Genomic DNA, 15,416 nt, shown 5'->3' with positions numbered 1-15,416 from the left:
CTTCGGGTTGGGTACTGCGGCGTTACGCGTCGGCCAGCATCCAGCCAAGCGTTTCGCTCAGCTCGGGTGTCTGCCAGCCCGGGACCAGCGACTTCAGCTTGCTGTTGTCGCCGCACAAGGTCTTCACCTCGTTGGCCCGCACGAAAGCAGGATTCACTTCGACGGTGAGGTCGTGGCCGGTGATGGCGCGACACATGTCGAGCACTTCACGCAGCGAGTGAGTCTTGCCGGAGCTGACATTCACGTACTGACCGAACGGCTTGGCTTCAAGCAGCCCGCGGTAAGCGGCCACCAGCGAACGGACGTCGCTGAAATCGCGCCAGACATCCAGGTTGCCCAGCTCGATTTTCTCGGCCTTCTCGCGGAAGTGTTTGACGATCTTCGGCAGCAGGAAGTTTTCCGCCTGGCCGACGCCGGTGTAGTTGAACGGGCGCGCGATGATGATCGGCAACCGCCCGAACCACAGACTGGCCATGTACTCCATGGCCAGCTTGCTCACGGCGTAATCGTTGGCCGGCGCCGGCCTGGTGCTTTCATCAAGCAACCCTTCCGACGCATTGCCATACACGTTGGCACTGCTGGCGATCAAAACGCTTTCAGGCGCTTTGCCGCAGTGGGCGATGGCTTCGAGCAGGTTGCGCGTACCAATCAGATTGACCTGGTAAAACGCATCCGCCGCGCCGTGCCCGACAAACGCCAGTGCCGCGAGATGAACGACGATGTCCGGCTGAAGGTCCGCCAGCAGCTTGCTCAGACCCACCAGATCGGTGAGGTCGGCCTGATAATAATTAGCTTCATCGGACGGATTGCTGCCCAGGCCAACCACCTCGCAGCCCTGGGCTGTGAGCTCGGCGGCCATGTAGCGCCCCGTAAATCCATGAATACCCGTTATCAGCGCTCGCTTGCCGGCGATACTCATCAGAACGAGAACCCTTTTTCGTTACGACGCAGGTCCGCTTCGACCATCATGCGGCACAGCTCTTCCAGGTTGGTCTTAGGCTCCCAGCCCAGAACTTCCTTGGCTTTGGCCGGGTTGCCGATCAACAGCTCAACTTCGGTTGGGCGATAGAACTTCGGATTGACCGAAACCAGAACCTTGCCAGTGGCGGCGCAAGTGCCGATTTCTTCTTCGGCTTCGCCACTCCAGTTGATGGTGATGTCGACAGCCTTGAATGCCATCGCGACGAAGTCACGGACGGTTTCAGTGCGGTTGGTGGCCAGAACGAAGGTGTCCGGCTCATCAGCCTGCAGCATGCGCCACATGCCTTCGACGTACTCTTTGGCAAAGCCCCAGTCGCGCTTGGCGTCCATGTTGCCCAGTACCAGCGAGTCCTGCAGACCCAGCTTGATCTTGGCAACGGTGTCAGTGATTTTGCGTGTTACGAACTCACGGCCGCGCAGTGGCGACTCGTGGTTGAACAGAATACCGCTGGTCGCAAAAATGCCGTACGACTCGCGATAGTTGATGGTCATCCAGTGAGCGTACAGCTTGGCGACGCCGTAAGGGCTGCGCGGGTAGAACGGGGTGTCTTCGACCTGAGGAATGGCCTGAACCTTACCGAACATCTCGGAAGTCGACGCTTGGTAGAAGCGGACTTTCGGGTTAACGATACGGATGGCTTCCAGCAGATTCACAGCGCCCAGGCCGGTGATTTCGGCAGTGGTGATCGGCTGTTCGAAGGAAACGCCCACGAAGCTCTGCGCGGCGAGGTTGTACACCTCGGTGGCTTCGGTGGTCTGCAGCAGGCGGATGCTGGCCGACAGGTCGGTCAGGTCGTACTCGACCAGGTGCAGGTTTGGATTGTTCTGGATGCCCAGTTCTTCGATCCGCCAGAAATTGACAGAACTGGTACGACGATAGGTGCCGTAGACGGTGTAGCCCTTGCCAAGCAGCAGTTCAGCCAGATAGGCGCCGTCTTGACCAGTGATGCCGGTAACAATTGCTTTCATGCGAATCCTTTGAACTCCGTCTTAGTGCTTTACCGCACGTGTTGGGTAGATGATGTGGGCAGGTGCGTATGGTACATCGGGGTTATCTACCGTACCAAGCCTCTCACGCAGTAACACGATGTAAGTGCCGGCGTTGCGGAACGCGATCCTGCCCGAATTCCCGAATAAACGCCCTGTTGGAGCGGGGAGCAGCCCCTTCCTCCCGTATTGGACTCTGAAGAAATGCCAGGAGTGTTACGAATCGTCATCTGCGGCGCCTGTCTTTCAGATGAATATTTGGGCAGTCAATTCGCTAAAGCCCCTAAGGTGAGCTAAAACCAATGCCTTACGACACCGGGAGTTGAATCGATGAACGCTTGGGAAACGCGGCATGAGATGGTCGGCGGCATATATAAGCTACTGAATAAAAATGCGTCGATTGCGGACATCGATCATGTCGTTTCCGATCATTCATTCCTAAAAAGCGACATCGATGTTGCCAGCGTACTGCTGCTGTCCAAAGACGGCCTTGAGCGGACGAGTAAGGGCGTCATGGATATTCATCTGTATCTCATCCATAACGCTCGACTAAAGATGGTGAAGCATCTGCTGCCAGCGGGTGATTCGATTCTTGATCTGGGCGGTGCAAACGCGCCCTTGCACCACATGGGCTTTCCCCACGCATATTCGAAGATTGTGCTTATCGACTTGCCTACCGAAGAGCGTCACAAGGACTTCCAAGTGGCGCTGGATGAGGAGGGCGGTAAGGTTTTTCTGCGCTACGAGGACATGACGGACCTTAAAGGCATCCCTTCGGATAGCGTCGATTTGGTATGGTCAGGCCAGAGTATCGAGCACGTGACGCCAGAGCAGGGAATGCGCATGTGCAAAGAAGCGTACCGAGTACTTAAATCGGGTGGTCGTTTTTGCCTGGACACCCCAAATGGGCACGTCAGCCGCATTCATGCGGCCACAATAGGGAATCACTTCATCCATCCCGATCACAAGATCGAATACACGCCGGATCAGCTGCGATTATTGTTGTTGGACACGGGCTTCGTCATTGCAGAAGAGTGGGGGATCTGTGAGATGCCTATCACCTGCAAGACAGGGACGTTCAGCTACGACGATTTCTTGGTAGGTGGCGCTATTACAAAAAACATCGACGACGCCTACATTCAGTTCTTTAACTGTCTCAAGCCCTGAGTAGCGGGTGCAGCGAGGGCGGCATCGAGTTGTTCGATGCCGCCCTCGACTTAGCGTTTGACGTGGCAAACCATTGCAAAGTCAACATCAGCACACTGAGCAGACTCTGCCTCAGGCAATAGACGCTTCACATGGGCAGCATCGCCAAATTCACTTTTCACGAACACGAATACTGAGTGGTCGATGTCGGCGCCTGCGATCTCAGACTTGAGACTGTTCTCGTCACACGGCGGTTGATGGCGAGCAATGTAACCGGTATTCATTTTCAGATTATGCAACGACACGTAGTTCATCATCGGAATGAGCGTCGTCAGCGTGTCTGCCTTTCCGCAGCGGAACTTCGGATAGTAGTAGACGTTGCGAACATCCTTCCCGATCTGGGCGTCCCAAGCCGACTGAGTCATCAACGGCGTGTAGGGGCGGTTGAGACCTGCCTTGAAATTGGAGCGCTGCATTTTTAGGTCAGAAACCTGCACCACCAATAATGCCAGCATTACCGGGATCAGGACCTTGCGTGGTAGGGTTCGGTACAGCGTCAGCAACGAAAAGATGACGATGATGTAGCCAACCGGCCAGAAAAACCGGCCAGACGCCCGGAATTGAGAGGTCAAGACTTTCATGAAGTCGGGGTAGTTGAGTACCGCAATCTGGCGCGTGCCCAAGTAGATCGAGTCGGATAATGCGTAGCACGCAAACAGTGCCAACACGATAGCAAGGTAGCGATGGCGTCTGACCGTCGCCCAGCCTTCGCGCCGAAGTTGAATCAGTGCGTAAACAAAGCTGGCGATGACGCCCAGGCCAAGGTAGTTAAAGCCTTCATATTGCCCCGGCATCATTGCATCGGGGATCGTGACATAAGACCCGCCGGTAATTGGAGCCAGCAGGTTCATGGAATAGTAGCCGAACCCCCACTCAGGGGACACCTGTCCGACCGGCATAGGCAGCAGCGCCGCTGCCATAACCAAAATCAGCACTACAAACGGGATGATGATGCGAAGCGCGGAGTGGCGTGTCAGTTTGTCCAGGGAGCTGAGCGCAGAACATAGATAAATCATCAGCGCCATGACAAACAGGTAGGCATGGACATTGATGCTCACGACCAGAATCAGTGTCCATCCCAATGTCGCAAACTGTCGCAGCCGGTTGCTTCTGATGTACAGCGCAATGGACATCAACAGAATCCAATGCGACATCAGGGAAATGTGGCCGAGGCGGGCCATCAATGCCGGGAAGCAAACCAGCAGCACTGTGCAGCAGACAAGTGTGCTCCAGGATCTTACATTCAACTCCCGCAGAATCCACCACCCCCCTACCGATTGCAGGATGAACGCCAGTGCCACCCAGTAGCCGAAAGGATTGAACGGCGCCATGCCGGACGGTAGCACCAGTTTTAACAGCAGCGAGTAGATCGGGATGATGTCGACGAAGGTGGCACGTGTTCCCACCGGGTAATTGAACGTGTCAAACGCCAAAAGCGGGAAGCTCAATGGCGAGTGGAAGTACGCATTGAAGCCGGCGATGTATTGAGTGACGTCTTCGGTTTCGCTCATCCAATAGGAAGACGTGCCGGCAATAAAGCCTTCAGGAAAGTATCGGTAGACAAAAATGGCGGCAATCGCCATTGCTACCAATAACCCTAGCGTCCCGGTGGAGGATAGCCACGCGGGCCTTTGGCTGGGCGATACAGCAGCATTTGAAAAAGGGGTCACAAGATAACCTCAAGCAGTTGGCTCGCACTCTGTTCCCAGGTGAGCCATTGAATAGCATTGGATTTTGGATGCGCGTCATCCGAGTAGAGTGCAAGCCAGCGTTGCAAGCTTTCAACCATTACGCCTTCCTCGTCGCCTTTGAAGTAGTAAGCGTTGTCACCAGCGATTTCCCGGAAAACCGGCAGATCACGCGCAATGATTGGCAACTTCTTCTGTGCGGCTTCGATGATGGGAAGCCCGAAGCCTTCACCTTCGCTGGCGAAAATCAGGCAAGACGCCGACGCATAGGTCGCCTCTAATGTGGCGTCATTGGCGTCGGACATCCACATCAGACGATTCCCTTGCTCTGGGTGGTTGCTGAGGGCATCGATGATCTCAGGCAGGTTGCGCCTCGATTCAGCGTCGACGCCTTTCCACCCCTCACGACCCACGATAACCAGATTCACATCTACACCTGAGTTCCAGAGCTTGGTGAATGCCCGAAGAGCTTGCAGATGTCCTTTTCTCGGCTCAATTGTGCCCACCATCAGAAAAGTGGGCTTGCCACCGAGCTTCGGCACCGCCGGCAGGTCGGCCGTGTCCGACTCTCCCTTATCCAGGTGTGCATTTATGAGATCGGCACCCAAGTGGAACCAGTTGACGTTGAACGACTTCTGTTTGATCTCCTGCATTTCGACCCACGCGCAGTACTCCGCTGCCACCGATTGGGAAATACACACCGCCCCGTTCAATTTGGCCGTTACTTGCAACCAGCGGTGAGACGGCAGTTCTGCCTGGGGTGGAAAGTATTCCGGCAGCAATACAGGAAGCAGATCAAAGATTGTCGCGTATAGCTTTACCCCATTATTCATGAGGTATGACAGGTAACCGCTCTCGTAAGCGAGCACCAGGCGATCAGACCAATCCAAAGTCAACACGATATCGCTTTGCTGAGGCGTGACGATTTCTTCGCTCAGCAGATCCGGGGGGGCGCCAATGCTGGCCAATGTAAACGAAGTCGCTGTCTTGTAACCCCAGACCTCATTTGTTTTGCACAGGTACACGGGTTCGAATCGAATTTGGCTATCTGTCTGCTTTAAAAGTGCCAGCATGATCGAGATTGCAACACGCTCGATTCCGGTTCGTAATTCAGTCGCACGAGTCGCTGACACGTCCAGATAAACCGTTCTGAAAGAGCGCTCTGGTGGGAAGTTCTGCGACAGGCAGTCCGCCAGCTTCACGGCACTGTCTTGGATATGAGCATCAGTGGAGTTGTCGATGATCCGACGCGTCAGTGCATCCAGTCCGTAACGCTTGTTGAGGTAATGATTCTCGATGGCCTCGAAGTACAAGTTGGCGCAATAGTCCGGTGCATGCCGCGTGCGAATGGTTTTCGCCCCTGTCGCCCCGAGCTTTCGGCGCATTGGCCCATCGGTCCACATCGACTCAAGAGCGCGTTTTAGCGCAGGCGTCTGGAAGTCATCAGCAAGCATGATCGTGGCTTCAGGATCAAGTTCAGCAAACGATCCGTTCGCATTGACGATAACCGCAGCTCCATAATTCATACAGTCCAGAACTGCCGCGGATGTTTCCCCTCGGGAGTTGTTGCGCAACTGGACGGCAACATCAGAGACCGCCAGATAACGATTGTAGGTCTCAGTGTCAGCCCAGCCGGTGATCGTAATGTTCTCCGGATATGCGGCCCGCGCCATGATTTGCTGAAGTTGCTCTTTGTAAGGGAGGTGATGAATGTCTCCCACGAACACCAGCTTGCAGTGAGGATCCTGCGAGAGCGAAGAGTCGACCCAGGCCTCAAGCAGGCAATGGTTCATCTTTGTCGGGTCGAGAAATCCGAAGCTGCAGACCATGAAATCTTCTGCAGCGAGCCCGAGGACACTTCTTGCGTTGGCGGCGTCTACCGGCGGCGATGGTTGCCTTAGCAGAGGAATGACGTCGCACTTGGCTTCGAGCGTTTCGCCGTACCACTGCTTGACCAGACCTTTGGCGTAGTTCGAGTGAAGCACTACGCCGTGGGCTCGCTGGAATATTTCCAGGTTGACCGGGTATTTGAGGCGCAGGTCGTCAGGCGTCAGCGTGTGGTATTTCTCGATCAAAGCGCCATAGCCGTGGGAGAAATAAAGCGCTTCATCCCACGCGCCCACTTCGATTTTCTCGTCCTGCAAATAGGACTTCAGGCCGCTCAGGAAAAAATCGTGCAAAACGACCACGCCCGGCACCAATGCCATCAGTTCGAGCATGTGGTGGTGGAAGATCGAATTGCCTACCTGATAAACCACGCGGTCCACCGATCGACTGTTATCGATCAGCCACTGCGGATCGCGGATTGAGCAATGTTGCAGAGCCCACTCATCCGTCACTTCATTCTGGAATACGATCAGTTCGATGTCATAAAGCTTGTGAAGCTCGGGCAGCAGCTCTGCTGAATAGCCGGCGATACCAGTGCGCTCGGGCGGGAGCGGGGACACGAATGCCATGCGCTTCTTGACGATGGATTTGCCGTTATTGCTCTCGGGATTGCGAAGGGCGATATAGTTCTCGAACGCTTCAATGGCAGTAATTGCCGAGTGATCCCAAGAGAACAGCTTCCGCTGCTCGAGGCCATGAGCAATCAGCGTCGCTCTGAACTCGTCATCTTCCATTGCCTGATAAAGCTTGTTGGTAATGGCCCGGACGTCGTAGGGGTCGAATAGCGCCTCATCCCAGCCAATGACCTCGGGGATACTCGAAGCTCTCGATCCGATTGCCGCTGCGCCGCATGCCATGGCTTCAAGCGGAGGCAGCCCGAAGCCTTCGTGCCAGGACGGAAACACGAAAACCCGGCAGAGGTTATACAATTTGACCAACTGCACGTCGTCCACGTATCCCAGGAAAATCATGTCCTCGGTTCTGAGGCCAAGCTTTTCCCCGACGGCAATTAACGCATTGGAGTGCTGGGGTGGGATTTTGCCCGCAAACACCAACTGGTAATTGTCGCGCACTTCGTCAGGCAGGCCAGCGAAGGCTTGAACGAGGCGTGTCAGGTTTTTACGATCGTCCGAGCCGCCGGTGTAAAAGGCGTAGGGCTTGCTGATACCTAGGTTGTGGAGGAACACCGACGCTTCTGCAGGCGAAATGGTCAACTTCTGGAAGTTGTCATCAATGGCAGTAGAGATATTGATCGAATTCGCTTCATCAACGGATAAGTATTCAATGCCCTCAGCGCATGAGAACTTGGAAATGGACAAAATTAACGAAGCACGCTGCAACTCATCGACCTTGCCGATATAGTGCTGCTTATAGTCCCGGTTCCATTTCAGGTACTGAGCTGGGTTGAGCAGTGGAATCAGATCATAGTGAGATACGCTAACCGGCGTTTTGGTATCGAATCGGCCAACGCTGGTTACAGCATCGTCCACGTATCCCTCTATCATCGACGACACATGGATAATGTCGGGTTTCAAGCTGGCGATGAAGCCTTCTCGAATCAGTTCCGCTGCTTTTCGCCGCTCGTGGTTGGCGGCGTCCATCTCGGCGACGGGACCAGGGGCGTACCAAATGTGAATGTTTTCAGGCGGCAACAAGTCTTCGAAAGCTGCCCGTATGGACTCGATCGAGTCCGACAACATGCCATTCAGGACCAGATGAATATCGTGATCGCCGCGATTACGCACAATCGCCAATGCTAAGGAAAGACTATAACGACCGATGCCGCGAAACCGGCTTTCCGTCTGGGCTCCTTGCAAGTCAATAACAATACGCATTATTCAATCCTGTCCCGGGTCTTTTCCGCTAATTTGATTTTGGCCAACACAGCCCGCGCATGAGGCGACAAGTTTTCCGTATCGATGGGGATCGTCGGGTCAATGGTCGACCGGAATATGGGGATTTCTTTCTTGTGGTATCGGCTACGCAGAAACTCATAGGCGCCGATTTTCTTGAGTACAGCGATACCAACGCTCTTCACCGGCTTGTAAGGGCTGGCTTTGCGGATGGCGTAGAAGATGACTTTCCGGGCCATCAACTTGGAGCGGATCTTGACGCCGTCGCGCTTGAGCAACTGCCGCTGCAAAAGTGCGTACCGAACGGTATTTACGACCGATCCCGGCAAAATGACACTTAGCGCATGCAAGCGACCCCTTGTGATATCCAAGTGATGGTCCAAGTGCACGACATGCTTATGAAGATTTGCTGTGTCAACAGCAGCCTTATGAATAAGCCTTTCTTGAGAGGCTAGTTCCAGACTGACCTTGGAATATTCTTCGCGAAGCGTCCGCAGTTCCAGGTGCACAGCGTTTAGCTGAATCTTGTGGCTTCGCTGAAGCGCTTCTAGATCCCCTTTCAAAGCCCCCACGATTTCGTTCAGATTCTCAGCAGATCGCGCTGCAGTGGCTTCGACGCTTGCGAGATAAGTCTCAACGCTGCTGAGTGTGGTCTGCTGAGTAGCATTTACGGTCTCGATACCGGCCACTCTCGCCTCGTAGGCAGAGGCGGCGGCATCAAGTGTCACGCCAAATTCTTGGGCGAACAGCGCATCAAGATCAGGGATAGGCCCACTCGAGGCGGCAGTCTGAGCAACCACGCTGTAATCGGGGCTTACGCCTCTGAGGACATGCATCAGCGTGACCGTTGGGACTTCCTGGATAGGCTCAGGCTCCTGCAAGCGTAAGACCGTGGAACGTGCAAAACCGTGGAAGTCCGGAATGAATTGGAGCAACAGTGGAGGCAGTGGATTGACATGCGTCGGGTCCATATAAAAACTGGACGTGCCGACAGTCAGGTTCTCCGGATTCGGTGTTTCAAGAATTAACAGCCCCCCCGGTACGAGTACCCGTTTGGCCTCTTCGACCAGAGCATTCAGCTGATCAAATGGGATGTGCTCAACCAGATGAAAGGCGCTGATAGCCATCTGGCTGGCATCGCCAAGTTGCCTCAAGTACGCGATGGCATCATTTTGGGTGACGGAAAACCCTCGTTCCTTACATGCCGTCAGCATCTGCTCGTCCAGATCGACGCCGTGGCAACGAATCTGCATCGACGTCAGAAGTTCGAGCCACTCACCTCGGCCGCAACCCAGATCGGTGACAGGCAGGTCCCAACAGACTTTTAGCTGTTCGAGGAACGGCGAATAAACTTTGAGACGATCAAGGATGAGTTGCCTAGAACCGCGGTGCTTGTCTTCAAATGATCGGTAAAATTCGCTCACGGGCGCTTCCTGATTCCAATTCTATCCAGCAGTTGTGTGCTCGTTGATACGGGCTTGGCGCATGAGACGAAGTCCGCAACGCGGTGCAACCGGCAGTTCTGCGCTTTCGCGCAGCAACTGCCAGGCCCCGTAATCAGTCCGGGTTTTGTTCCGTGTGGCCGGATTCACGCTTCTATTTCGACCTTCGGCGGCATCCAGCTCAGACCTACGAACGTGTCCTGGGCGACGTTCACCACGTTAAAAACCAACGCCAGGTCTAGCCACTCAAAGTTCTCGACAATGTGCGTTTCCGATGCATGCAGCGCGACCGCTACGGAGTAAGAACCGATGCCCAGATTTGCCGGAAACGTGAATTTGTAAGTGAATTTTTTTCCTGCAGCCACACTGGTCGATTTGCAGTCAAGGTAGTGCGTATTAGTGCCAAAAATGCTTTGGCCTAACCGGTCCTTGATGACATATCCCACCACTAGTTCGGGCAAATCGTGGTGGACTTCCCCTTTGATGCATAGGGTGACTTCATCCCCCACACCTACGTATTCCACCGCCGCCCCGGCGCGATCATACAAAGAGACGCTCTCAATCGTCGCTTTACGGCTACCGGATCGTGTTTGCTTGGAACCATCATCCAGCGAGACCACTTCAACGCTTGCGTTTTCTTTATCGGCGATGAGCGCGTTGTAATAGTCCATCACCTCCTCCGGGGCACCGTCCTTGATGACAGTACCGCCTTCCAGAAGAATGGCGCGATCACACAACGCCTGAATCGAGCCGCGATCGTGCGAGACGATGATCAGAGTCGTACCCTGCCGCTGGAACTCTTTGATCCGCGCAAAGCTTTTGTGCTGGAAATAGCTATCCCCGACAGACAAAGCCTCATCGACGATCAAGATGTCCGGGCGGAAAGCAGTGGCAACCGCAAAAGCCACTCGCATTTGCATCCCGCTGGAGTAGGTGCGAACACTTTCGTCAAAGTACTCACCGATTTCAGCGAAAGCCTCTATGTCCTTTATGGCGCCGTCAATTTCGTGATTGTTGAACCCCATCAAACCTGCGGCATGATAGACATTCTGACGACCCGTCAGCTCTGGGTTAAACCCCATTCCCAGCTCAAGAATCGCGGCAATACGGCCATTTACGTGAACCGCACCCTCAGTGGGCTGCAGAGTGCCAGTGATCATCTTCAGCAGCGTCGACTTGCCTGCGCCGTTTTGTCCGACGATCCCGATTGCTTCACCCGGTCTGATGGCAAAGCTGATATGACGGAGCACCCAGTGCTCATGGTTGGGCTTCGCACCTGCAAAGAACCAGTTAGCGATGCGCTTCCATTCAGAGCTATAAGTCCGGTAGGCCTTGCCCAGGTTGTCAACGGTAAGCAGTGTCATAGTGAGTCCACCATTTCTGGTGCAGCGCGACGAAACATGAACAGCCCCAAAAGCATCAGCAGGATGGAAGCACCGATGGTGATGCCGATCTCGTTCAAGTCGGGTGACACCTGATAAACCAGGACGTCGTGGTAAGCATTCACGACAGAAAACATCGGATTGAAGTTCATGAACGAGCGCAGGTATTCGGGGATCACGTTGGCGGAGTAGACGATTGGCGTAAACCAGAACCACACCTGCAATATGATCGGTACGACTTGGCCAATGTCGCGAACAAACACGTTAACTACACCAAGCACCAAGCCCAGGCCGACGGCCAGCGCGGTAACCACCAGAGTCAACGGAATAAGCCAAAACATGTCCAGCGAAGGCATCTGGCCTAGCGCCGCAAATACCACCAGCACGGCGACAAACAGCAGCAAATTATTGAGCAGGCATGACCCCACTACGATGACCGGCAACGCGATGCGGGGGAAGCGCATCTTCTTCATGAGGTTGCCCTGTTCAATGAACAGATTCAGACATCGCGAGACAATCTCGGAAAACAGGTTCCACGCCAGCACCCCAGCCATCAGGTACAGCGCATACGCATATTTGTTGTCGATGCCTGGCAAGCGGGCTGCCAGCACGTTAGAAAGGATAAGCGCGTAGATCGCGACTTGAGACAGAGGATGAATGATCATCCAGAGGCCGCCGAGTCGGCTGCGCGCAAACCGGGCAATGAACTCATTGCGGATGGAGGTGACGATGAAGCTTCGGTATTCCCAAAGCCCTTTCAACATGCCGAACATGCAAGGTCCTCGTTGACGCGTTTGGTGTTTTTCACTAGAGCGAACGGGTCGCTTGAGAAACAGTGGCCGTGCGGCTTCATGAGCCCGGAGCGGACAGTGAACGACTGTCGTCCTGGATGCATGCCGACGGGTGTTGTGAGGGAATGAAGGATGGAAACAATTCCGGGGTTGGTTTCAGGGGCGGCAGTATATGCATGGCGCAGACGCGGATGTACATGATGTCGACGCATATGGTCGACGGCCGTTGATACCGGCCGACGAGCGCACCACGTCATGTAAAAGTGCCACATCAAGGCTAGCCCACAGCCATCAAGCGTCAGCGCGACCGTAGACATCCTCGAAGCGAACAATGTCGTCCTCGCCCAGATAGTCGCCGCTTTGCACCTCAATCAACACCAGATCGATAACGCCCGGATTGGTAAGGCGGTGTGTGTGTCCGGCACGAATGAAGGTCGACTCATTGGTGTTGAGCATCAGTTCCTGGTCATCGTTGACCACAACGGCCATTCCGCTGACGACGATCCAGTGCTCGCTACGGTGATGATGCATCTGCAGCGACAGCGAAGCTTTGGGCTTGACCACAATTCGCTTGATCTTGAAGCGCTCGCCGTTTTCCAGGGTGGTGTAAGTACCCCATGGGCGATGGACGGTCTGATGCAGCTGGTGGAGCGTATGCCCGGAGCTCTTGAGCTGGGTAACGATGTGCTTGACGTCCTGCGCGTGGTTCTTGTGCGCAATCATCAAGGCATCCGGCGTGTCGATGATAAGCAAGTCCTCGACACCCACCAGCGCAGTCAGCCGATCCTCGCTGTTCACATAATTGTTTCGCGAACCGTGGGCCAATACTTCGCCTTCAAACCGGTTGCCGTGCTCGTCCTGCGCCGTCAGCTCACTCACGGCGTTCCACGAACCAATGTCACTCCAGCCGATGTCACAAGGAACAGTCACCACCTTATTGGAGCGTTCCATCAACGCGTAGTCGATGGAGATGTCCGGTACCTTCGCAAATGAGTCCGGGTCGATGGACAGGCAGTGATAGGCAGGGCCTTCGGTCAGGCGGGAACTGGCGATCGACGCAGCGGCAGCCTCGAGCACATCGGGCGCGTGCGCGGCGAACTCCTCCAGCACCGTGCCGACCTGAAAGCAGAACATCCCCGAGTTCCAGAAATAGTTACCGGCGGCCACATAGGACTCTGCAGTGTTCAAGTCAGGCTTCTCGACGAACCGTGCGACCTTCAAGCCACCCTCCAGCCCAGCTGAATCGCCCGTTTCAATATAGCCGAAGCCTGTTTCTGGATACTGCGGCTTGATGCCGAAGGTCACAAGCCAACCCTTTTCTGAAAGCTCTACAGCTTTAGCCACTGCAGCGGCGAAGGCTCTCTCATCCTGAATCAGGTGATCGGCAGCCAAGACCAGCATGTGGGCGTCGGCGCCATGCAGCTGCTTAATCTGCAGCGCCGCCATTGCCACCGCTGCAGCCGTGTTGCGACCAAACGGCTCAAGGATGAAGCCTTGAGCCAGCCCGGTTTTGTTCACGGTGCGGTATTCGTCTTCGGTCTTGAACAGCAGATCGCGGTTGGTGACAGTCATGACTTCCGATACACCCGCCAGAGCGGAAGCGCGTAGGAAGGTTTTCTGAATCAGGTTCTGGCCGTCTGGCAGCACCATGAAGGGCTTGGGATGGGCCTCGCGAGAAACGGGCCACAACCGACTGCCGACGCCGCCTGACAAAATTACGGGTATTAAATTCATGGGTTTCCTTTACACGACGCTGGCATAAAACTGATCAAAAGTAGCGAATGTTCGCCTAGGTTGTACAACCCGATCGGTTGCTGAACGGAAAGTGCCTTGCGTCGGCGGACCGATAGGGGGCTCAATTCTAGGCAAGGCGAGAATACCAGAGAAAACCTAGCCCAGTAGTCTAGTCCGACCGACCTACCTGAACAGGCTTCCGATTACCTCCCACCGCTTGACAGCCAAAATCTCAATGAGTATGGCGCATGAAGCAATCAATCGTAGGGAGCGCCTTGCACTGAAGGTAGTAATTTAATCTTCCCCAAAAAGGTCGCGAGAGTAAACCTTTTCAATAACATCTATGATTTCCACCGAGATTCGGTTGGCCACAATAACGTCTGACATTGATTTGAATTGCTCTAGGTTAGATATAATGTCAGAGTCGAAAAAGCTGCTCCCCTGATAAGCAGGTTCGTACACAACGACTGTGATTCCTTTGGCTTTTAAACGCTTCATTACGCCTTGAACTGAAGAGGCACGAAAATTGTCCGAGTCCGCTTTCATAGTAAGACGATAAATTCCCACAATGTTAGGTTTCAGCTTGGTGATCGAGTCTGCGATAAAGTCCTTGCGGGTTGAGTTTGACTCTACTATAGCGCTAATCAGTGTGTTGGGGACGTCTGAATAATTGGCTAGTAGTTGTTTTGTATCTTTTGGGAGGCAGTACCCGCCGTAACCGAACGAAGGGTTATTGTAATGGTTACCAATGCGGGGGTCCGAGCTTACGCCGTGGATCAGTTGCCGCGTGTTTAAGCCATGGACAGATGCATATGTATCAAGCTCATTGAAGTACGAGACTCGCATGGCTAGATATGTATTCGAAAACAGCTTGATAGCTTCTGCCTCAGTTGAGCCCACTAATATAATTGGAATATTTTTTGCATGAGCGCCTTGTGCCAGTAGATCTGCGAATACCTGACCTCGCTCAGTATTGTCGCCAACAATTATCCGAGTTGGGAAAAGGTTGTCGTGAAGCGCGCGACCCTCCCGTAAAAATTCAGGGGAGAAGATAATGGATTTCGTGTTGAATGCCTTACGCATTCTGATTGTGAAACCAACCGGTACGGTCGATTTTATGATTATGGTTGCGCGGTCATTGACTCTCAGCGCATCAGCGATAACTTTTTCAACGGAGCTGGTGTCGAATGAATTTGTTTGGGATGCGTAATCAGTCGGTGTCGCTATAATGATGTAATCCGCTCCGCTATATGCTTCTAGTTCATCTGTAGTCGCAGTGAGCGTCAAATTTCCTGTCTGAAGAAACTCCTCGGACTCAAAGTCTGCCACGGTAGGTTTTCTTTGATTTAGTTTGTCAATTCTAGCTTGGTCAATATCGTAAGCTATAACCGGGTTGTGTTGTGAAAGTAAAATAGCGTTGGATAGCCCAACATAACCCGTGCCCACAACCGTAATGTTTTTCATT

The 15,416-nt window shown here is 54.0% G+C and carries 10 protein-coding genes; 1 reads left to right on the top strand and 9 read right to left on the bottom strand.

The window, feature by feature from the left end; translation table 11 throughout:
* Positions 1–22 precede the first annotated feature (22 nt).
* Both BBI10_RS09810 and gmd read right to left on the bottom strand, forming a co-directional pair.
* Positions 23–919 (bottom strand): GDP-mannose 4,6-dehydratase, encoded by an 897-nt coding sequence (locus BBI10_RS09810; protein WP_065988337.1) that lies wholly within the window; start codon positions 917–919, stop codon positions 23–25.
* On the bottom strand, positions 919–1,950 hold the full coding sequence (gmd, locus tag BBI10_RS09805) for a GDP-mannose 4,6-dehydratase (RefSeq protein WP_065988336.1): 1,032 nt from the start codon (positions 1,948–1,950) through the stop codon (positions 919–921). Before gmd ends, BBI10_RS09810 begins: the two co-directional genes overlap by 1 nt.
* Before the next feature lie 348 nt (positions 1,951–2,298).
* On the opposite strand from gmd, the gene BBI10_RS09800 reads away from it, so the two are divergent.
* Positions 2,299–3,135 (top strand): class I SAM-dependent methyltransferase, encoded by an 837-nt coding sequence (locus BBI10_RS09800; RefSeq protein ID WP_065988335.1) that lies wholly within the window; start codon positions 2,299–2,301, stop codon positions 3,133–3,135.
* A 50-nt stretch (positions 3,136–3,185) separates the two neighbouring features.
* On the opposite strand, the gene BBI10_RS09795 is transcribed toward BBI10_RS09800, so the two are convergent.
* The 7 genes from BBI10_RS09795 to BBI10_RS09765 all read right to left on the bottom strand — a co-directional run bounded on the left by BBI10_RS09795 (position 3,186) and on the right by BBI10_RS09765 (position 15,415).
* A complete protein-coding gene (locus BBI10_RS09795; RefSeq protein ID WP_065988334.1) occupies positions 3,186–4,757 on the bottom strand; it encodes a DUF6311 domain-containing protein in 1,572 nt (523 codons plus the stop codon).
* Between the two features lie 83 nt (positions 4,758–4,840).
* Entirely contained in the window at positions 4,841–8,584 is a 3,744-nt protein-coding gene (locus BBI10_RS09790; protein ID WP_065988333.1) for a glycosyltransferase, read from the bottom strand.
* Positions 8,584–10,026 (bottom strand): class I SAM-dependent methyltransferase, encoded by a 1,443-nt coding sequence (locus BBI10_RS09785; protein WP_065988332.1) that lies wholly within the window; start codon positions 10,024–10,026, stop codon positions 8,584–8,586. Before BBI10_RS09785 ends, BBI10_RS09790 begins: the two co-directional genes overlap by 1 nt.
* A gap of 164 nt (positions 10,027–10,190) precedes the next feature.
* The gene (locus BBI10_RS09780; RefSeq protein WP_065988331.1) at positions 10,191–11,408 is read right to left on the bottom strand and encodes an ABC transporter ATP-binding protein; all 1,218 of its coding nucleotides are present in this window, start codon (positions 11,406–11,408) and stop codon (positions 10,191–10,193) included.
* Positions 11,405–12,199: an ABC transporter permease gene (locus BBI10_RS09775; protein WP_065988330.1), complete on the bottom strand. Its 795-nt coding sequence runs from the start codon at positions 12,197–12,199 to the stop codon at positions 11,405–11,407. Before BBI10_RS09775 ends, BBI10_RS09780 begins: the two co-directional genes overlap by 4 nt.
* Before the next feature lie 309 nt (positions 12,200–12,508).
* Entirely contained in the window at positions 12,509–13,951 is a 1,443-nt protein-coding gene (locus tag BBI10_RS09770; RefSeq protein WP_065988329.1) for a mannose-1-phosphate guanylyltransferase/mannose-6-phosphate isomerase, read from the bottom strand.
* Between the two features lie 294 nt (positions 13,952–14,245).
* Positions 14,246–15,415 carry a nucleotide sugar dehydrogenase gene (locus BBI10_RS09765; RefSeq protein ID WP_065988328.1) on the bottom strand — a complete coding sequence of 390 codons (1,170 nt, stop codon included), beginning with the start codon at positions 15,413–15,415 and terminating at the stop codon, positions 14,246–14,248.
* Between the last annotated feature and the right edge of the window lies 1 nt (position 15,416).

The sequence above is a fragment of the Pseudomonas graminis genome (genome assembly GCF_001705435.1).
Lineage (GTDB): Bacteria > Pseudomonadota > Gammaproteobacteria > Pseudomonadales > Pseudomonadaceae > Aquipseudomonas > Aquipseudomonas graminis_B.
This window is presented reverse-complemented; position numbering and strand designations above follow the sequence as displayed.